Source organism: Collinsella sp. AF37-9 (assembly GCF_003475115.1).
In the GTDB taxonomy this organism is placed as follows: Bacteria; Actinomycetota; Coriobacteriia; order Coriobacteriales; family Coriobacteriaceae; genus Collinsella.
This window is the reverse complement of sequence record NZ_QROQ01000034.1, coordinates 1-20,358: the sequence shown is the minus strand read 5'-3', so window position 1 is coordinate 20,358 and position 20,358 is coordinate 1. Positions and strand designations below refer to the sequence as shown.

At 61.9% G+C, this 20,358-nt stretch carries 16 protein-coding genes; 14 read left to right on the top strand and 2 right to left on the bottom strand.

All coding sequences use genetic code 11. From position 1 onward, the window contains the following. A partial coding sequence (locus DW024_RS09005; RefSeq protein WP_118377524.1) for a sensor histidine kinase occupies nt 1–907 on the bottom strand: 907 nt, incomplete at its 3' end. Nucleotides 908–1,118: 211 nt separating this feature from the next. On the opposite strand from DW024_RS09005, the gene DW024_RS09000 reads away from it, so the two are divergent. From DW024_RS09000 to DW024_RS08975, 6 genes are all read left to right on the top strand, one after another. Beyond that, on the top strand, nt 1,119–2,057 hold the full coding sequence (locus DW024_RS09000; protein ID WP_118328604.1) for an ABC transporter ATP-binding protein: 939 nt from the start codon (nt 1,119–1,121) through the stop codon (nt 2,055–2,057). Nucleotides 2,058–2,066: 9 nt separating this feature from the next. Next, a complete protein-coding gene (locus tag DW024_RS08995; protein WP_118377523.1) occupies nt 2,067–3,254 on the top strand; it encodes an ABC transporter permease in 1,188 nt (395 codons plus the stop codon). Further along, a complete protein-coding gene (locus DW024_RS08990; protein ID WP_118377522.1) occupies nt 3,241–4,446 on the top strand; it encodes an ABC transporter permease in 1,206 nt (401 codons plus the stop codon). Before DW024_RS08995 ends, DW024_RS08990 begins: the two co-directional genes overlap by 14 nt. A 224-nt stretch (nt 4,447–4,670) precedes the next feature. Continuing rightward, complete coding sequence (locus DW024_RS08985; RefSeq protein ID WP_118377521.1) at nt 4,671–5,384, top strand: ABC transporter ATP-binding protein; 714 nt, start codon at nt 4,671–4,673, stop codon at nt 5,382–5,384. Nucleotides 5,385–5,392: 8 nt separating this feature from the next. Then, entirely contained in the window at nt 5,393–8,059 is a 2,667-nt protein-coding gene (locus DW024_RS08980) for an ABC transporter permease (RefSeq protein WP_118377520.1), read from the top strand. Nucleotides 8,060–8,260: 201 nt separating this feature from the next. Further along, nucleotides 8,261–9,466, top strand: a complete 1,206-nt coding sequence (locus DW024_RS08975; RefSeq protein WP_118377519.1) for a DUF362 domain-containing protein — start codon at nt 8,261–8,263, stop codon at nt 9,464–9,466. Nucleotides 9,467–9,597: 131 nt separating this feature from the next. On the opposite strand, the gene DW024_RS08970 is transcribed toward DW024_RS08975, so the two are convergent. Next, nucleotides 9,598–10,563 (bottom strand): alpha/beta hydrolase, encoded by a 966-nt coding sequence (locus tag DW024_RS08970; RefSeq protein ID WP_118377518.1) that lies wholly within the window; start codon nt 10,561–10,563, stop codon nt 9,598–9,600. A 186-nt stretch (nt 10,564–10,749) separates the two neighbouring features. Here DW024_RS08970 and DW024_RS08965 point away from each other — a divergent pair, with 186 nt between their 5' ends. The 8 genes from DW024_RS08965 (at nt 10,750) to DW024_RS08930 (ending at nt 19,985) form a co-directional block, all read left to right on the top strand. Continuing rightward, nucleotides 10,750–11,433 carry a hemolysin III family protein gene (locus tag DW024_RS08965; protein WP_197032173.1) on the top strand — a complete coding sequence of 228 codons (684 nt, stop codon included), beginning with the start codon at nt 10,750–10,752 and terminating at the stop codon, nt 11,431–11,433. Nucleotides 11,434–11,543: 110 nt separating this feature from the next. Beyond that, nucleotides 11,544–12,917 carry a hemolysin family protein gene (locus DW024_RS08960; RefSeq protein WP_118377517.1) on the top strand — a complete coding sequence of 458 codons (1,374 nt, stop codon included), beginning with the start codon at nt 11,544–11,546 and terminating at the stop codon, nt 12,915–12,917. 24 nt (nt 12,918–12,941) lie between these two features. After that, complete coding sequence (locus DW024_RS08955) at nt 12,942–13,781, top strand: hypothetical protein (protein ID WP_233541369.1); 840 nt, start codon at nt 12,942–12,944, stop codon at nt 13,779–13,781. A gap of 136 nt (nt 13,782–13,917) precedes the next feature. Next, the gene (locus tag DW024_RS08950) at nt 13,918–14,307 is read left to right on the top strand and encodes a YtxH domain-containing protein (protein ID WP_035136593.1); all 390 of its coding nucleotides are present in this window, start codon (nt 13,918–13,920) and stop codon (nt 14,305–14,307) included. Then, nucleotides 14,307–15,059, top strand: a complete 753-nt coding sequence (locus tag DW024_RS08945) for a PRC-barrel domain containing protein (RefSeq protein ID WP_118377516.1) — start codon at nt 14,307–14,309, stop codon at nt 15,057–15,059. Before DW024_RS08950 ends, DW024_RS08945 begins: the two co-directional genes overlap by 1 nt. A gap of 75 nt (nt 15,060–15,134) precedes the next feature. Continuing rightward, complete coding sequence (locus DW024_RS08940) at nt 15,135–16,541, top strand: polysaccharide deacetylase family protein (RefSeq protein WP_233541368.1); 1,407 nt, start codon at nt 15,135–15,137, stop codon at nt 16,539–16,541. A 328-nt stretch (nt 16,542–16,869) separates the two neighbouring features. Continuing rightward, on the top strand, nt 16,870–18,714 hold the full coding sequence (locus DW024_RS08935; protein ID WP_118377515.1) for a magnesium transporter: 1,845 nt from the start codon (nt 16,870–16,872) through the stop codon (nt 18,712–18,714). A gap of 74 nt (nt 18,715–18,788) precedes the next feature. After that, complete coding sequence (locus tag DW024_RS08930; RefSeq protein ID WP_117640528.1) at nt 18,789–19,985, top strand: Nramp family divalent metal transporter; 1,197 nt, start codon at nt 18,789–18,791, stop codon at nt 19,983–19,985. Nucleotides 19,986–20,358: the final 373 nt, after the last annotated feature.

Genomic DNA, 20,358 nt, shown 5'->3' with positions numbered 1-20,358 from the left:
CGACGGACCTCGGGACGCTCTTACACCACGTCTGCGCGCGCCACCCCGCCGCAAAGCAGTTGGTGATGTTGGCGGGCGCATGCTCGGCCAAAACCTCAAGCTCAATCTGCGGGCCGCCATCTGAGCACGCGCCTTCCACGATGCACTCGAGCTGTACGGAGAGGTCGGCGGCAGTGTCATTGAGCGCGTGGACGCTGGCGCGCACAAGTTGGAGCGCCTCGTCAACGGTGTGCTTGACGTCGGCGAAATCGGCGGCAACCCTGGGCTCGTCGGCGTGCACGACGCGCAGGGCCTCGGTCTGCAGCGAGGCACGTGTAAGTTGGTGGCCAACGCTATCGTGGATCTCGCGCGCGATGCGGGCGCGTTCGGCGAGTGTCGCGAGCTCGACTTCGTAGTCCTGGCGGTCGGCAAGGTCACGGTTGCGCGCTTCGAGCGCGAGGGCTCGTTCCTGCAGCTCGTCGCGGATGCGGCGCATGCGCTGCTGCTCGCGCTCCAACTGGGCGGTACGCAGTGACAGTAGGGTGGCGGCGACTGAAAGGATGGCGGTCAGCAGGAGCGTTCGAGCGGCAAGCGCGTCGGCGCGAAGGTCCGCGACGAGTGCAAAGACAAAGGCGACGCCAATGCCCAGCGCGACCCAAACGCGTTCACGGCGCACGCGCCGCGCGATGTCATAGAGGGCGAGGGGCGCAAACGGCACAAACGGCGGCACGAAGACAGCCGCGATGATGTAAGCGTAGCTCGCGGCCTCGCTTGTGCGGCTCGTGCGTTCCTTCTGTGCGAGCTCGGCCAGCGAGGTGGCAATAACGCCAAGGCAAAACGCCGCGACCAGGCGAGCGTCCACAGCAAGGCCCGTGGCGGCCGCAATGCAGCACGCCAGCACGATCGATTTGTCGAAAAGCCTGTTCATACGGGTATTGTACGCGAAGCCGCGCGCGGGGGAGGCGCCGCCCGGGGCAACCGTGACATTCCTCCCGCGCGGCAAAGCGGCGTCGATCGCTCGCGCGAGCGGGGGTTTCGCCTCCGCCCCCTCGCACTCGTGACAAAGCTCACTGGTGCGCGCCGTCCGCTCCTGCGATGATGCAATCGTACCGGGCCACGACCAACAGAAGGGCCGCCTCATGACAGACATCGTCCACGTCGAAAACCTCGTCAAGCGCTACGATGACCTTATTGCGCTCGACCACTTTAACCTGAGCATCGCCCCCGGCGAGATCTTTGGCCTGCTGGGCCCCAACGGCTCGGGCAAAACCACGTCCATCAACTGTATCTTGCAGCTGCTTGCCTACGACAAAGGCACCATTGAGCTGTTCGGCGAGCCCATGACGCCCACCCGCTACGACCTTAAGCGTCGCGTCGGCGTGGTGCCACAGCAGGTGGCGGTGTTCGACGAGCTCACCGTGCGCGAAAACATCGACTATTTCTGCAGCCTCTACGTCAACGACCGCAAGCGCCGCCGCGCGCTGGTGGACGAGGCGATCGACTTTGTCGGCCTGGGCGACTTTACCAAGTTTCGTCCCGGAAAGCTCTCGGGCGGCTTGGCACGCCGCCTCAACATTGCCTGTGGCATCGCGCACAAGCCCGAGCTCATCTTCTTTGACGAGCCCACGGTGGCAGTCGATCCGCAGAGCCGCAACGCCATCCTGGAGGGCATCTGCCGCCTGCGCGACGAGGGCGCCACGGTGGTGTACACCAGCCATTACATGGAGGAAGTCGAGCAGATCTGCAGCCGCATCATGATCATGGACGGCGGGCGCGTGCTGGCGCAGGGCACCAACGACGAGCTCAAGCGCATGATTCAGATGGGCGAGAAGATCGTGATCGAGGTCGGCGAGGTGCCGAGCGCGGCGCTCGGTGCCGTCGCGAGCCTGCCGCATGTCCTGGACCTGTCGGCGACGGCGGGCCAGCTCACATTTTCGTGCGAGGCGAGCCCGCATAACCTGACGGACATTCTCGATGTGCTGCGTTCGCATGACGTGGCGCTCGGCCGCATTTATTCCGAACCGCCGACCCTCAACGACGTGTTCCTCGAGATCACCGGCCGCGAGCTGCGCGACTAGGGGGCAGCCATGTTCAACACCATCATCACTACGGTCAAGACGCTGCTGCGCCGGCCGAGCACGTGGGTCTGGGGTGCTCTCTTTCCCGTCGCACTTTCCACGATGTTCATGTTTATGTTTGCTAACCTCAGCTCCGACGGCAAGATCGACCCGGTGCCGGTTGCCGTCGTGGCGGACGAGGCTTGGGACGCTTCGACCTTTAAGGGCGTGGCGACGTCGCTTGCCAAGGAAGACAACGATCAGCTGCTCGAGATCCACGAGTGCGAGGATGTGGACGCCGCGAACCGTGCGCTCAAGTCCGGCGAGGTCGCGGGCATCTATACGGTCGACGCTGCGGGCACGCCCAAGCTCACGCTGCTCTCGAGCTATGACGGCTCGCGCGCCTCGTCGGTGCTCACCGACCGCAGCATCCTTGAGACGGTGGCAAGCTCGTATACACAAAATGCCGAGCTCATGTCCCAGATTGCCCAGGACAACCCGGCGGCGCTCGCCGACCCCGAGGCGGTTGCGCGCGCCCTGTCGCTCGAGGGCGGCACCCGCCGTGTGAGCCTGACACGCACCACGCCCGATGGCACGGTCATCTACTATTACGCGCTTTTTGGCCTGGTCGCGATGATGTCTGCCGAGTTTGCCGCCTTGAGCGTCGTCGACCTGCAGCCCAATCTGTCGGGCCTTGGCGCGCGCCGCTGCGTGGGCGGCCTTTCCAAGACGGCGTCGCTGGCCGGCATTTTTGTCGGCTCGTGGCTGGTCTCCTTCGCCTCGATGACGATCGCGATTGGTTACGTGCGCCTAGTCGTTGGCGTCGACTTTGGCGGGCGCGAGGGGCTGTGCCTGCTGGGCGGTGCTGTATCCGCGCTTGCCGCCACGGGCCTGGGGCTCTTTGTGGGCACGCTTCCCGTTAAGGGTGGCAAGGCGTCCAAGTCGGGCATCCTTACGGGCTTTGCTACCACGTGCGCCCTGTTCGCCGGCCTCTACGGCGAGCCGGCGATGGCGCTTGCCGACGACGTCGCCCACGCCTGCCCGGCCGAGTGCTGGTTCAACCCCGTCAAGCTCATCTGCGACATGTTCAACCGCCTGTATTTCTTTGAGGACCTGGGCCCCTTTGCCGTTCGCGCCGGCGCGCTGGTCCTTATGGCGCTGCTGTTCGTTGCCGCCGCTACGCTGATCTTTGGAAGGAGCCGCTATGAGCACCTTTAAGACTGCGCTTCGCATGGCGCTGGCGCACCCGTTCTACCTGCTCATCTATACGGTGTTCATCTCGCTCATGGGCGTATTCATCGCGGCCTCGGTGAGCTGGAACTCGTCGCAGCTGACCGAGTACAAGCCCTACGACGCCAACGTGATTGTGGCCGACCGCGACGGCAGCGATCTTTCGCGGGCACTTACCAGGCACCTGGGTTCGCGCTTTCACCTGGTCACGGGCGTCGGCGACGACACGTACGACCTTGCGGACGCGCTCTCCAAGAGCAACAGCGCCAAGGGCAGCGCCGATTGCGTGTTCTTTATCCCGGAGGGGTTTGAGGACGATCTTGTTGCGGCCGCCCGTGCGGGGGAGGACTTGCCCAAGCTCGATGTGACCTACGGCTCTGGCACCATGGCGGCGGCGCTTTCGTCCGCCGAGGCCTCGCGCTGGATCTCGCTCGCGGGCGCTGCGGCGGCGCTTGAACCCGCTGCCTCCAACGGTGACGTCGCAAGGGCCGCCGAGCACGCGGCCGCAAAGCGCGCGGAGGTCCAGATCGAGCAGGTCAAGGTCGACTCGACTGCTGCTACCACGCTCGAGTCGTACTTCAACTTTGGCGCGTACGCGATCATCTCGTCGGTCATCGTGTCGGTGGGACTGGTGTTTTCGGGCATGAACGAGCCCGAGCGCGTGCGCCGCATGGATGCCAGCCCGGTCTCTGAGCGCCAGCGTTCGCTCGCTGTGTTCGCGGCCGCCGCCGTGCTCACCGTTTGCATCTGGCTTGTGTCGAGCATGATGGGCGTCGTGGGCTTTGCCGGCGCGGTTGCCGAGGTCGGCGTGGGCCGCGTGTGCCTGGCGCTGGCGGCAACGTTTGCCCTGGCGTGCACGCCGCTGGCCGTTGGCTTTACGCTGTCGAGCCTGGGCGCGCGCGAGGAGCTGCTCAACGGTGTGGGCAACCTGCTCGGCATGCTCATGACGTTTTTGGGCGGCGCCTGGATGCCGCTGTCGCTCATGGGCTCGGCCGTGCAGACGGTGGCGCACTTTGTGCCGACGTATTGGGTGAACGACGCAATCGGCAAGGCGCTTGCCTCGGACCTGACGTCTGCCGTGTTGGGCGACATCGTCTGTGACCTGGGCGTCACCGTGCTCTTCGCCGCCGCCATCGCCGCCGTAGGCCTAGCCCTCGCACACGCCAAATCCCACGCCTAGCCGTAACCCGTCACTTGGGGACGTTCCTTTCCTGCTGGCACTTGGGGACAGTCCCGGCACTCATTGGGGACAGACTTAAATGAGTGGTTTCAGTCATTTAAGTCTGTCCCCAATGAGTACCCAATGACTGGTTTGGAAAAAATTGCGCCTGTCGCTTAAAAATAGTTCGCCTGGGTTTACTATTACCCTAGAAAAGTAGCTGAAGGCTAACAACGGGGGATAGCATGGCGACAAAGCAAGCGTATGTCCAGGTCAAAGGGCTCAAGAAACACTATGGCGACGGTGATGCGCGCCTGACGGTACTCGATGGCATCGACACGTCCATCAACCGCGGCGAGATCTGCGTCATGCTGGGGCCCTCGGGCTCGGGCAAGTCGACCTTTCTCAACCTGATCGGCGGCCTGGAGGATGCCGACGGTGGCTCCATCATGGTGGACGGCTGCGACCTCACGGTGCTCAAACCTACCGATCTGGGCGAGTATCGCCGCCGTGAGCTGGGTTTTGTCTTCCAGTTCTACAACCTGGTGCCCGACCTTACCATCAAGGAGAACATCGAGGTCACGGCGCACCTGTCCAAAAACCCGCTCAATGTCGACGACCTGCTGCGTTCGCTGGGCCTCTACGAGCACCGCAACAAGTTCCCGCGCCAGGTCTCGGGCGGCCAACAGCAGCGTTGCGCCATCGGCCGCGCACTCGTCAAAAACCCGGGCCTGCTGCTGTGCGACGAGCCCACCGGCGCGCTTGACTACAAGACATCCAAGGAAATCTTGCAGCTCATGGAGGATGTTAACCGCACCTACGGCTGCACCATCATCATCGTCACCCACAACGCCGCCATCGCCCGCATGGCCAACCGCGTGCTGCGCCTGCGCGACGGCCGCATCGTCGAGGATGGGCTCAACGAGTCGCCCGTTGCGGCCGCCGAGCTCGATTGGTAGGCGATGCCATGACACCTCTCGCAAAGCGACTCCCGCGCGAGCTGCGCCGCAATATCGGCAAGTACCTGGGCATCTTTTTGCTTATGTGCGGGAGCATCGCTCTCACCTCGGGCTTTTTGCTCGCGGCGCATTCCATCGGTTGCCTTATCGACGACATGCGCGATGCGTACACGATTGAGGACGGCCGCGTGACCACCTCCTTCGAGGCTACCGACGACCAGCTCAAGGCAGCCGAGGATGCGGCCGACGACGTCGGCGGCGTCACGCTCTACAAGAATTTCTCCATCGACGCCATCATCAAAAAGACCGCCGGCGACGACGGCACCAAGCGCACGTTGCGCACCTATGCGCACCGCACCAAGGTCGATATCGCGTCCTACTGCGAAGGCAAGCAGCCCAAGACGGACGATGAGGTGGCTATCGACCGAGTTTTTGCCACCAACAACGACCTTGTCGTGGGCGATAAGGTTGAGCTTGAGGGCCGCACCTACACCATCTGCGGCATCATGACCCAGCCCGATAGCCAGGCGCTGTTCCTCAACAATTCGGACTTTACGGTGAACACCATCACCTATGGTGTGGCCGAGGTCACCGACGCCGGCTTTGCCGCGCTCGAGGATGCCGGTGGTGCACCTGCCTACACCTACTCCTTTGCTTTTACCGATCGCGACCTCCCCACCGCGGATAGCATCGATGCGGAGCAGGATATGGTCGAGGCGCTGACCGATGCCGATGCGCGCGTGGACGATCTGATCGACGCCGATTCCAACCAGGGTATTGGCTACGCGCGCGACGACGTAGACGGCGACTCCATGATGTGGATGACGCTGCTCAACATTATCATCGTGATCATGGCGTTCGTCTTTGTGGTCCTTACCGACGCCACCATCGAGGAGGAGAGCGCCATCATTGGCACGCTGCTCGCCAGCGGCTATCGCCGCCGCGAGATCGTGCTGCACTACCTGGCACTTCCCGCCATCGTGGGCGTGGTCGCGGCGCTTTTGGGCACCGCGCTCGGCGTCGCGTTCTTTACCGAGCCCATGCGCGGCCTCTATTACGGTTCGTACAGCCTGCCTCCCTTCCAGGTGTACTGGAGCTGGGAGATTTTTGTGAAGTGCGCCGTGGTTCCCGCTGCCGCGCTCATCCTCATCACGCTGGTGGGCCTGCTTCGCAAGATGGGCAAGACGCCGTTGCAGTTCCTTCGTCACGAGGCGAGCGGCAAATCGGGCACCAAGCGCGGCCTGCAGCTGCCGGAGCGCATGGGCTTTGTCTCGCGCTTTCGCCTGCGCATCTTCCTGCGCAACCTGGGCAACTTCGCCACGCTCTTCGTGGGCATTGCGTTTGCCTCGCTGCTGCTGCTCTTTGGCCTGGCGATCCTGCCCACGATGACGCACTATGCGGACAACCTGGAGACAAGCCTGGTCGCCGAGCACCAGTACACGCTCAAGGCTCCGCTAGAGCTTGAGGGTACTGCCGAGGAGCGCGGGCAGTGGGCGGCGCTCGAGCGCTTGCAGTCGATTGACGGCGCGCTGCTCTCCGCCGCCCAGGATGCCGATGACGAGCTTGACGACGCGGCCGATGCGGCGCAGACGGCAGCCGATGCCGCGACCGCATCTCCGTCTGCCGAGAGCCTGGCCGCGGCGCAGGACGCGCTCGCCAAGGTCCAGGACAAGAAAGATGCGCTTTATGCGCGCCTCGATGACCTTGCCGATGCCCTCGGCTGCGACCGCGATGAGGCCATCGACCTGATCGACAAGGCCTCTAAGATCGACACCGACAACGACGACATTCACCCGATCAACACGACCGACAACGGCGCGGGCGCAATCGCGCAGGCCGAGAAATATGCCGTTTACCAGCTGCAATACGACCGCGGCGAGGGAAACGGCACAGAGGCCATCTCTGTCTACGGCATTTCATCTCATTCGCGCTATTGGAAAGACCTCAACGTCGGCGACGGGCGCGTCGTCTTTGGCGGCGGTCTGCTCGATAAGTTTGGCTGGAGCGAGGGCCAGAAGGTCGAGCTTCGCGACAAGTACGAGGCTCGGGATTATTCTCTTGAGTACGCGGGTAAGGACTGCATCTGGGGTTCAAAGTCGGACATGAATATCTATATGAGCATCGATGACTTTAACGAGCTGTTCGGCAACGACGCCGCCTACTTTAACGGCTATGTGAGCGACGAGAAGCTCGACCTCGATGCTCGTTACTTTGCCGGTGACACCACGCCCGACGACATGCGCGCCGTGGGTGACCAGTTCATCGGCATGATGAGCAAAATGATCGGCATGATGGTCGGGCTCGCGGTGTTTATCTTCCTGCTGTTTATGTACCTGCTGACCAAGGCGGTGATCGACCACAGCGCCCGTTCGATCAGCTACATGAAAGTCTTTGGCTATCGCGATAGCGAGATCTCGCATCTGTACATCCGCTCGATCACGCTGTGCGTGGCGGCGTCGCTCGTGCTGAGCCTGCCGGTCATTATTGGCTCGCTCACGGCCATCTTCCGCTCGATGCTGCTCGCCTACAACGGCAATATCGAGATCTACGTGCCCGCTTGGTCCATGGCTGCATGCATCGGCATCGGCTTTGCGACCTACCTGGTCGTGGCGCTGCTGCACACGCGCTCTATCAAGCGCGTCAGCCTGGCCGAAGCCCTCAAGGTGCAGGAGTAGTCATTGGGGACGTTCTTAAACGACTAGTCGTTGGGGACAGTCTTTGCCGGATCGCCGGCTCGCTGGCCGGGCGGCAAGCACTCATTTAAGTCTGTCCCCAATGAGTGCCTAGCGACTCGGCGTTGCGCTTGACTTCAACCCCACTTCAACGGGTACCATCCTCTATGTCTGTAACGCCATATAGACCGAGGGGATAGATCTATGACCGCAACCGCACCCGCAGCACCGGCAAAGGTGTACTTCACCAACCTGCGCACGCATGCTCGCGAGAGCCAGCTCGACAAACTCAAACGCCTCATTCGCCGCGCCGGCATTGAGCAGATCGACTTCGAGAACAAGTTCGTCGCTATCAAGATTCACTTTGGCGAGCTGGGTAACCTGAGCTTTCTGCGCCCAAACTACGCCCGCGCCGTCGCAGACGTCGTGAAGGAGCTGGGCGGCAAACCCTTCCTCACCGACTGCAACACGCTCTATGTGGGCAGCCGCAAAAACGCGCTCGAGCACATCGACACCGCCTACCAGAACGGCTTTACCCCGTATGCCACGGGTTGCCAGATCATCATCGCCGACGGCCTCAAGGGCACCGACGAGGCGCTCGTTCCGGTCGAGGGCGGCGAGTACGTGCGCGAGGCAAAGATCGGCCAGGCACTCATGGACGCCGACATCGTGATTAGCCTCACCCACTTTAAGGGCCATGAGCAGGCCGGCTTTGGCGGCGCCATGAAGAACCTGGGTATGGGCGGCGGTAGCCGTGCCGGCAAGATGGAGCAGCACGCCGCTGGCAAGCCGAGCGTCGATACCACCAACTGCGTTGGCTGCCGTGCCTGCGAGAAGATATGCGCGCACAGCGCCATCACGTTTGACGGTACGCGTGAGCGCGAGCTTGCCAACGGCAGCGCTCGCACGGTTCATGTGGCTGCCATCGACCACGATCGCTGCGTGGGCTGCGGACGCTGCATTGCGGCGTGCAACCAGGACTGCATCAAGCCCGACTATAATGCCGCGGCCGACGTACTCAACTACAAGATCGCTGAGTACACCAAGGCCATCGTCGACGGCCGCCCGAGCTTCCACATCTCGCTCGCCATGGACATCAGCCCCAACTGCGACTGCCATCCCGAGAATGACACGCCCATCGTCAACGACATCGGCATGTTCGCGAGCTTCGACCCGGTCGCCATCGACCAGGCCTGCGCCGACGCCGTCCTGGCGTCCGAGCCGCTGCCTAACACCGAGCTTACCGACAGCGCGGCCAAGATGGAGCATAATCACGAGCATCTGGAGGGCGAGCAGGCCAAGGATCCCTTCTGCATCACGCATCCCGACACCGACTGGCGCGCGTGCATCGCGCATGCCGAGAAGATCGGCCTGGGCACGAGCGAGTACGAGCTCATCGAGGTCAAATAGCGCCTAGCTATTGGACATATCAAGCGCTTTTGTAGCGCAACGTTAGTAAAAACCGCCCGTGAGCACAGCGCCCACGGGCGGCTTTTTGGAAGTGCTAGGGGCCAGATAGACCAGTAAACCGTACTATTTGCTTAAAAATTCTTGTCGAGGAACTCGTCGACCGTATTCCAGTAGAGCTCGGGGTCAACTTGCGCGCTCTTGGCGTGGGTGGCGCCATGGATGGTGAGCTTTTGCTTGACCTTGCTGGCGCACACGTCGTAGTTTTGGTCGAGCATGTCGTACGGCACAAAGGTGTCCTGGTCGCCGTGGATGAACAACATGGGAACCGTCGCGTGTTTGAGTTGCTCCACACTGCTCGCCTTATGAAAGTCGTAGCCCGCGCGCACGTTGCACACCAAGTTTGCTACATCGAGCAAGGGAAAACTGGGCAGGCCAAATACATCCTTGAGCTGCAGGGAAAACTCGTCCCAAACGCTTGTATAGCCGCAGTCCTCGATAATGCATTTCACATTTGCGGGCAGAGATTCCCCCGCTACGTTCATGGCAGTCGCCGCGCCCATCGACTCGCCAAAGACCAGGATGCGCGCCTTGGGATCGGCCGCAACAATCCGCCCGATCCACGCGACGACATCGAGTCGCTCGGGCCAGCCCATGCCGATGTAGTCACCGCCGGAACGCTCGTGGGCGCGGGCGGCGGGTGCGAGTACGTTCATGCCGCGGTCGTGGAATCGCTTGACGTATCGGGCCATACCGATGGGCTCGTTGGTATATCCATGCAGGCAGACGGCGTAGTCGTGCGTGCTCTCCGACGCAGCAAAATACCAGGCGGCAAGCTCGGTCCCGTCATCTGCGGTGAGGCTGCTGCTCTCGCGATTCTCTTTAAACCACGCCCGCGCCTCGGTTCCCTCGGCATCCGGCTGCTCACTTTCTTTGCCGTCCTTGCCGTCCTGCATCATCTTCATGGTGTATGGCGCGCGGGGATTCAGCGCGAAGTCAAACAGAAAGTTGCCGGCAAATCCGAGCAGCGCAATGACAACCACCAGCGCAACGACGCCGGCTATCTTGAGCTTTCGATGGGAACGTGCGGTTTGAGACATAAGAAGCTTTCCTATAAGATGTTAATACATCAACATTTAATGCAAGCGCATTATGGACGTTCACCGTTGATGCGTCAACAGGCAAAGAATGGGTAAACAAAGGGTCACGTATGGTGCAAATTTCGCACGCACCCAGACGCTTTGATATAGTGTTGAGAACTCTTTACGTTGGAGGATGTAACCGGCATGTCCGATTCGAGCGACAGTTCCAAGCCGCGACCCAAGGCCGCGGCCGTTCCGCACTACACGGTGGGCGAGGAGATTATGAACTCCGTCACCCATGGTGTCGGCTGCTTGCTGGGTATTGCGGGTCTGGTGCTCCTGATCGTATTCGCTGCACTGCGCGGCGGTGGCCCGGCCCACATGGCCGCGGCAATTGTCTATGGCGTCAGCATCATCCTCGAATACCTAGCCTCCACGCTCTACCATGCGATTCAACCCGCGCGCGCCAAGCGCGTGTTTCGCATCATCGACCACAGCTGCATCTACCTGCTCATAGCCGGCAGCTATACGCCGTTTTGCCTCATCACGCTCGCAAACGACGGCGGCGCTGCGCTGTTCTTCGCCGTATGGGCCATCGCCATTATCGGCATCGCCCTCGAGTGCTTTATGCGCGAGCGCCAGCCGCACTGGGTAAGCGGCCTGGTCTACCTGCTGATGGGCTGGCTCGTTGTCTTTAAGCTGCCCGAGCTCGTGTCGCTGCTCAACCCCGTGGCACTTGCCCTGCTCGCTGTCGGCGGCGTGTGCTATACCGTGGGCGTGCCGTTCTACATCGCCAAAAACGTGCGCTATCTGCATAGTGTGTTTCACCTGTGGGTGCTCGCCGGCAGCATCTTCCAGTTCATGGCGGTGATTCTCTTCGTAATTTAGCGACCACGCCTGCGCGCCCGCGTCCTCGTTTGGGCGCCGGTGCAATTGCCGTATCCGTCATCAACGTTTTGACCTGACGTCCCGAATCTTGGAGGTTCGAGAAACTCCCGATGGACATAACCATCTCCCTTATCACTACCCTCGTTTTGACCCTCATCAACGGCTACTTCTCTATGTCCGAGATGGCGCTCACCACGGCCAAGCGCGCCGTGCTGGAGCATGAGGCCGAGGAAGGCGACAAGCGCGCCGAGCGTGCCATTAAGCTGGCTGCCGACTCCGACCAGCTGCTCGCCACCATCCAGGTCGCCATCACGCTCGTGGGCTTCGCCTCGTCCGCCGTTGCCTCGACGAGCCTGTCCGACCCGCTCGCCACGTGGCTCATGAGCTTTGGCATCGCGCCGCTCTCCGCCATCGCGCGCGGCCTGGCGCCGGTCATCATCACCGTCGCCGTCGCCTTTGTGTCCATCGTGATCGGCGAGCTCGTGCCCAAGCGCATCGGCCTTGCTAACGCCGAGGGCGTATCCAAGCAGGTCGTGGGACCGCTCTCCGTATTCCAAAAGATCGCCCGTCCGCTCGTGTGGCTGACTGGCGCTTGCTCCGATGGCCTGGCCCGCATCTTGCGTATCAAGAGTGCCGACGACCGTCAGAACGTCTCGGAGGAAGAGATCAAGTACATGGTCTCGGAGCAGGACGACCTGCTCGACGAGGAAAAGCGCATGATCCACGAGATCTTCGACCTGGGCGACACCGTTGCCCGCGAGGTCATGGTGCCGCGCGTGGACACCACCATGTGCGAGGACGACGAGACGGTCGCCGACGTGTTGTCCACCATGCGCCAGACCGGCTTCAGCCGCATCCCCGTCTATCACGAGGACCCCGACAACGTTGCGGGCATCGCGCACATCAAGGACCTGATCCAGCCCGCGCTCGATGGCAAGGGCGACCAGCCCATCGCCGGCTTTTTGCGCGACGCCACCTTTGTGCCCGACACCAAGGACATCCTGCCGCTGCTGTCCGAGATGCAGACCTCGCACGACCAGATCGTGGTCGTCGTGGACGAGTACGGCGGCACGGCCGGCATCATCACCATCGAGGACATCGTCGAGGAGATCGTCGGCGAGATTGAGGACGAGTTCGACCCCGACAACAAGTACCTCACGCGCCTTTCGCGCCGTGAGTGGCTCGTCGATGGGCGTTTTTCGTGCGATGACGCGATTGAGCTTGGTTGGCCGCTCGAGGAAAGCGATGATTATGAGACCATCGCCGGCTGGATTTTGGAGCTTTGCGACTCGGTGCCCGACATCGGAGAGGTGTTTGAGGTCGCGGGGTACAAGTTTAAAGTGCAGTCGATGCGTGGCCAGCGCATCTCGCTCATTCGCGTGATCGCTCCGGCCGAAACCGATAAGAAGGATTCCGAGTCCTCGGCAGAGAAGCCGGCGACGTCGGGTGCGGGCCCTGCGGACCCGCACGACGGCGACGAGTAGGGCAAGGACGAGTAGGGGAGAGTTATGGCAGGCCTGTTCAACATCCTTAAGGTCACCGTCAGCGAGGACAAGATTTGCGCGCACGTGCTGGTGAACCCCGGCATGCCGCTCATGACCTCGGAGGATATCGAGGCCACGGCGCGCGTGTACTACCTGGTGCCCGCGATTGCCAAGCATCTGTGCCTGGGCGATTCCGGTCGCGAGTTCCAGGACTGCATGGGCCAGACCGAGCTTTGCCACCTGCTGGAGCACGTGACGGTCGAGCTCATGAACGAGACCGGTCTTGCCGGCAGCATCTCGTGCGGCCGCACGCGCGTAAGCGAGCACGACGAGCGCGTCTTTGAGGTTGAGCTTTCGTGCCCCGACGACGCGCTGGCTATCGGCGCGCTGTCTTCGGCCACCTTTATGATGGATTGGGCGTACCTGCACGCCGACCAGCCTGCCCCCGACGTGGAAGGCACGGTCGCGGGCCTGCGCAACCTGGTGCTGGGCATGCGTGCCGAGGCCGAGGGCAAGGACCCGCACGAGGCCGTTGCCGCTGCGAACGGCGAGGACGTGGCCGAGGATGCGCCCGAGGGCGACGCTCCTGCCGAGGCCGACGCCGACGCCGAGCCCGTTGCCGATGCGACCGCCGAGCCCGTTCCCACCGAGCCCCAGGGCGTCCCCAACTTTGACGACGAGCCCCAGGTGGCGATTGATACCGAGGGCGCGGTTGCCGAGAACCACGAGGCCTCCGCTGCCGTCTTTGGCGGTGCGGCGACGGTTCCGGTAGGACCTGCGCATGAGGGCGGCCTGCCGCTCGTGGACGGCGCCGGCGAGGACCCGGGTGCCACGGTGGCCATGCCGGCTATGCCCCAGGAGTAGGCCTACGCGTTTATCACCATCACGTACCTGCGCCTTTGCCGTACGCAGATGAGCGGAGCGGCAAGCGATGCGCTGCGGGTATAATGGACAGCATTCAAACGGTGGGCACCGACGTGCCCGCAGGAGAGGAATGATCATGGGTAAGACTTTCAGCTTTGTCTCCGGCGCACTTTTTGGTGCCGCTGCCGGCGCTATTGTCGGCGTTGCTCTGGCCCCGCGCTCGGGCGCCGAGACCCGCGCCATGGCTGCCGATATCGCCAATGACGCCTGGGACAATATGCGCGACACCTACGAGCACAGCGCCGAGGAGGCCCGTGCTGCGGTGAATGACTTTGGCCCGATGGTCGACGCCAAGACCGACGACCTGCGCGCCAAGGTCGACCTGGCCCGCGAGCGCATGGACCAGCTGCGCGAGCAACTCAACGACGCCATTTCGGGCGGCAACGTGACGCCTGCCGCCGACGTCGTGGTCGAGAACGCCGTCGAGGCTGATACCGAGGCTGCGGAGCCCTCGACCGAGGCATAATGCGCGCCGGGGATTTTGTCGGCGCCAAGATCTATCGCAAGCCTACCGAGGACAAGCGCACCAAAAAGGACGGCACGCCGCGCAGCCCTAAAAAGCTCGGAAAGATTCACTTTCCGGTCTTTACCCCGGGCGGTACGCGCGTGGTCGGCTTTATGGTCCGCCAGTCCGATATCGCGGGCATGATCGAGCGTCCCGATCGATTCGTAGCGCTCGACGCCATTGGTGTCTACGAGGGCGCCATTGCGGTCGATGACGTCAAGGACACGTACGATGCCGCCGCCGCCAAGCGCCTCGACATCAACCTGGACGATTGCATCATCTGGGTCGGTATGGACGTGCGCACGGAATCGGGCGACGTCGTGGGCTATTGCTCGGACGTTGAGTTCAAGCCACGCTCGGGCATCGTACAGGCATTCTATGTGACCGCCGGTGCCGCTTCGAGCGTGCTGGTGGGCGACACGCAGGTGCCACCGACGATGCTGCGCGGCTACGAGAACGGCGCGATGGTCGTCTCGGACGAGGTCAAGTCGCTCGGGTATTCGGGCGGTGCGGCTGCCAAGGCCGCCGAGGCCAGCGTCGTGGTGGGCGATAAGGTCAAAAAGGGCGCCAAGGTACTCGACGACAAGGGATCGGTTGCCGTGGACAAGGGCAGCCGCGCACTGGGCAAGCAGCTCGGCAAGACGCGCGGCATGTTCAAGGCCTTTAAGGACGAATACCAAAAGGCGAGCGGAGGCTCGTCAAAAGCTACATAATAGCGACGTACCAAATGATGGGAGGCAAGCCGGAGACCTGTTGCTCCGGCTTGCTGTGTTTATGGGGGAGGGCACATGCGCCAAAACGGATCCAACTTAAACGGGCGTTCGGGTACGCGTCCGACGGCGCGCCGCGATCTGGGGCAGCTGCCCAGCGGTCAGCGCAAGCGTCACCGTAAGCCCGGCGCGATGTACCTCAACCATAGCCGCGGCTTTAGCGATCGCAGCGCGCGCATCGGCAACAGCCGTACGCCCCGTCGTTCGTCTCGCCTGCCCTATGCGCTCATCGCCGTGGGTTGCGCACTCGTGTTGTTTATCGCTGCCGTCGTGGGCTACGTCAACCGCAGCGTGGACGTGGAACTCAACGGCCAGAAGACCGCGGTGCGCGTGGGCTCTACGCTGCAGAATCTCATAGACGACCAGGAGTTGACTGACACCTACGACGCAGGCGACCTACTGGCCGTCGATGACAGCGTGCTCAAGCGCCATGGGGGCGAAAAGCTGTCGGTGAAGGTCGACGGCAAGCGCATAAAACAGGGTAAGTGGAAAAGCCGCGAACTTGAGGGCGGCGAGAAGGTGACGGTCAAGGATGGCCGTAACACCTACGAGAAGCACGAGATTCAGGCTACGGTTATCGAGCCCAAGCTCAAGGTCGAGGGCACGGGCGCCATAGAGTATGTGCAGACGTGGGGTGTCCAGGGCCGCTCCGAGGTGTGGGTTGGTGAGCAGTCGGGCAAGACGCAGGACCGCGGCGAGGTTGTGCCCGCCACCGATTGTGTTGTTGCGTGCGCCAGCGTGGCGCCCAAGGGCAACAAAAAGTACGTGGCGCTGACGTTTGACGAGGGTCCGAGCGGCGCCACCAAACAGATCTTGCAGGTGCTCAAGGAAAAGGGCGTTACCGCGACGTTCTTCCTTTCGGGCGATGCGGCCGAGGCCTCGCCTGCCACGGCCAAGGCGATTGTCGATGCCGGGTGCGAGATCGGATCCAACAGCTACAGCGACGATTCGCTCAAGGGTCAGGACCGTGAGACGGTACGCGAACAGATCACGAAAGGCACCGATGCGATTAAGTCGGCGACCGGCGTGAAGACGATGCTGCTGCGTGCTCCCTACGCTGCCTTTGACGAGCAAAACTGGATTGATGCGATGGACCTGGTCTCCGCCGTGGTCTCGTGGAATATTGACTCGGGCGACTGGCTGCTCAACGGTGCCGACGAGCAGGTCTCAACGGTGCTCGATTCGGTGACGCCGGGCAATATCGTGCTGCTCACCGATAGAGACGAATGCGCCGAGCAGACGCTCGAGGCGCTGCCGCAGATCATCGACGGCCTTGTCGCCGACGGCTACAAGATCGTGACGCTCAGCGACCTGGTCAAGACGGACACGTCGCTGAGCAAAAAGCTCACCTCGCTGACGAAGGTCACCATGCCCAAGGACGCCGTGTTCCCCCAACTTGCCGAGGACGATGACACCACAGAGTAGTCATTGGGTAGTCGTTTAAGAACGTCCCCAATGGCTATGTCACGGATACGTCAGCGTTTGGTATGCCTGCAATGTGCAGCGCATAAATTCGATGCCGCAGGGCGATGCTGATGCTATAGTTACTGCGGTTAATGAGGGTCAAGAGAAAGGTTACAGGTGAAATCCAAACCTCGACCATACAGTCGATGACCCCATGCAGGTGCTTTTTGCGCATGCACGGGGTGTAAGCGTCGAGCGGCGTGCCGCCCGCGCATGCGTATACATATCCAGAAGCCCCCGGACGCCGCACGCGCGGCCGCGTCCGGAGGAATAATGATGGGGAGCACCATTGAATTATCTGAGTGAGATGCTCAAATTGCCAGTCTTGGACGTCGACGGCGAAAAGCTCGGCGTGGTCAACGATTTTGGCATTGCAACCGGCGAAGTTTTTCCGCACGTGACGTCGCTCGCGTTCCGCGGCCCCGGCAAGACGCCGTTTATGATCAGCTGGCGCAAATGGGTCGACCGTATCGACGAGACGGGCGTGTATCTCAACACGTCTGCCACCAATATTCGCTTCTCGTACCTGCAGCCGACCGAGCTCCTGCTGGCGCGCGACGTGCTCAATAAGCAGATCGTCGACACGCAGGGCATGAAGGTCGTGCGCGTCAACGACATCAAGTTTTCCATGTCGGGCGAAAACCAGCTGCGCCTGTTGGGTGCCGAGGTCGGTGCCCGCGGTCTGCTGCGCGCGATCAGCCCCGCACTCGAGCACGTCGTCGAGGGCTTTATGAAGCACCTGGGCAAGCCGCTCAGCGAGGACATCATCGCTTGGTCCTACATGGACCTGCTCGACCGCTCGACCAAGAACATTCAACTCTCGGTGTCGCACAAGACGCTCGGCGAGCTGCACCCTGCCGACATCGCCGACATTATCGAGCAGCTCGACCCGCGCCTACGTGCGCAGGTGTTTGCGCAGCTCGATACCGCCCAGGCAGCCGAAGCTATCTCGGAGTTCGATGACGACGAGCTTATGACCGAGATGCTCGAGGGCCTGTCCGACACGGACGCATCGTCGATGCTGGCCATGATGGACCCGGACGACGCTGCCGACCTGATCGACGAGCTTGATTACGAGAAGGCCGAGAAGCTCCTGCGCCTGATGGGCGTCAAGGAGGAGAAGGCGATTCGTAACCTGCTGGGGTATGAGGACAACACCGCCGGCCGCATCATGACCTCGGAGTTTGTCTCCCTGCCTGCCACGGCAACGGTCGGTGACGCCATCGAGGCGATTCGCGAGCTCGACGAGGACTTCGAGAGCGTCTACTACGTCTATACCGAGGATCCGAGCGGCATGCTGACCGGTGTGCTTTCGCTGCGAACGCTGATCGTAGCCGATCGCGACGCCACGCTGGGTCAGCTGGCCTATCGCGACCTGGTCTACGTGTCGCCCGACGAGGACCAGGAAGACGTAACGGACGAGATGACCAAGTATGACCTGGTCGCTATCCCCGTCTGCGACGAGAACCGCCACATCCTGGGTATCGTAACCTTCGACGACGCCATGGACGTTATCGCCGAGGAGCATCAGGAGGACCTGCAGATCGCTGGTGTCGGCTCGGGTGACAGCGCGTCCGACGACTCGACGAACGTGCTCAGCTGGTTCGTGCATCGCCAGTACTGGGTTGTTGTATGGGGCATCGCGTCGTGCATCATGGCGACCGTGCTGGGAACGGCGCTCGGCTCCGCGCATCTGGTGGTGTTCCCCATGTGCGCCATGCCGCTCGTGCTGCTGGCGGCCTCGCGCATGGTGTCGTTCGTCAAGAACTACTTCCTGGAGTATGACGGTCACGACGACGAGCCCAAGCCGTATCTGGGGTTCTTCTTCCAGAGCACGGGCATGGGCCTGATTCTGTCACTCGTGACCTACCTGTGCTCCCAGCTGGTGCGCACCGCTGCGTTCCCCGATGCGTCCATGTTTGAGGAGCAACTCTTTACCGGGTGTTTTAATATCGCTGCCATCATTTGCCTGGTTGGCAACATGAGTGCCGTGATTTACCTGATGGTGCTGTTCTGGCGTGACGAGCATGACCTCAACACGTCGGGCACCGCCATGAACGTCATTGCCGTCATGATCTCGTGTGTGGCGTACTGCATCGCCGCGGTGCTGCTCACCATGTCAGTCATGGGTTAGGTGGTCGCGTGCAAAACACGAAGCAAAAGGCGAGCGCCAAGCAAAAGCTGACCATCGCCGCCATCTTTGGCGCTATGGGCCCCGGTCTGCTGGCGGCGCTTTCGGGTAACGACGCCGGCGGTATCGCCACGTATTCCAGTGCGGGCGCCAGCTATGGTTACAAGATGCTCTGGATGCTTCCCGTCATGACCGTACTGCTTATCGTGACGCAGGAGACCGCGGCGCGCTGCGGATGCGTCACGGGTAAGGGCCTGGCGTCGCTCATTCGCGAGCGCTTTGGCGTGCGCAAGAGCGTACTGGCCATGGCGGCGCTGCTGATTGCCAACACGGCTGTGACCATTTCGGAGTTTGCGGGTATTGCGAGCGGCCTTGCCCTCTTTGGCGTGCCGGCGAGCATCTCGGTGCCGTTGGTGGCGCTGCTGGTGTGGATGCTTACGATGTCGGGTAGTTTCCAGCGCATCGAGAAGATTCTGCTGCTGGTGAGCTGCGTGTTCGTGACCTATATCGTCGCCGCGTTTATGGCTGGCCCCAACTGGGGTGAGGTCGCGGTCGACCTGGTCGTGCCTAACATTCAAAATGACCCCAGCTACGTGTCGCTCGTGGTCGCAACGATCGGTACCACCATCGCGCCGTGGATGATTTTCTTGGCGCAGAACAACGTGGTCGATAAGAACGCGGGCGAGGACGACATCGTGCTGCAGCGTATTGATACCGTGAGCGGCTCGATCGCTGCCGATATCATTGCCGGCTTTATTATCATCACGACCGGCACGGTGTTGTTCCCGGCGGGTATTCAGATTAGCGATGCTGCCGATGCTGCCCGCGCGTTGGAGCCCATCGCGGGCCAGTGGTCTACGGTACTGTTTGCCTCGGGCCTGGTCGCGGCGAGCTTCTTGGCTGCCTGCGTGCTGCCGGGCGTTACGTCGAGCGCTATCTGCGAGGCATTTGGCTGGGAGCGCGGTGCCGATCGCAGCTGGGACGAGGCCCCGGTCTATCGCGGCATCATTACGGCCATCATCGGTATCTCTGCCGTGCTGGTGCTTATGCCCGGCGTCGATCTGTTCCAGATTATGATGACCTCGCAGGTCATCAATGGCGTGCTACTGCCCGTGGTTCTGGTGTTCCAAGTGGTTATCGCCGCCGACCGTCACATTATGGGCGCCAACCGCAACGGCCGCGTGTGGAACGTGCTCACGTGGGCGACTATCGCCGTGATTACGGTGCTCACGGTCGTCATGTTTGTCCTGCAGGCGATGGGTTACAGCGCTTAGCGCCCACTTTTGCTTCCGAACAGGCCGCAGCGATGGACTGCGGCCTGTTTTTTGCCCGCTATAGGGCATTAGTTATATGGCAGTGGACAAAAAATGCCAAATATGAGTACTGTTGCTAAGTGAATAGCATTTACATCCAAGGAGATAATGGACATAGCCGATAGTATGTTCATTAAAATTGGCTCCAATATGTCTTAAACCAGTCAGGTTGGCTGCTTTAGGGGGTTGTAGGGGTCGCTCGGACGTCATTTTGGGTGGTTTTGCCTGCTACTAAAATGGTAACAGTACTCATATTTGCCCCTTTTTGTCCACGACCCCTTGGAGCCGGGTAGCGCGCAGAGATGTGGTGTAAGAGGCGGGGCATGCCCCGCCT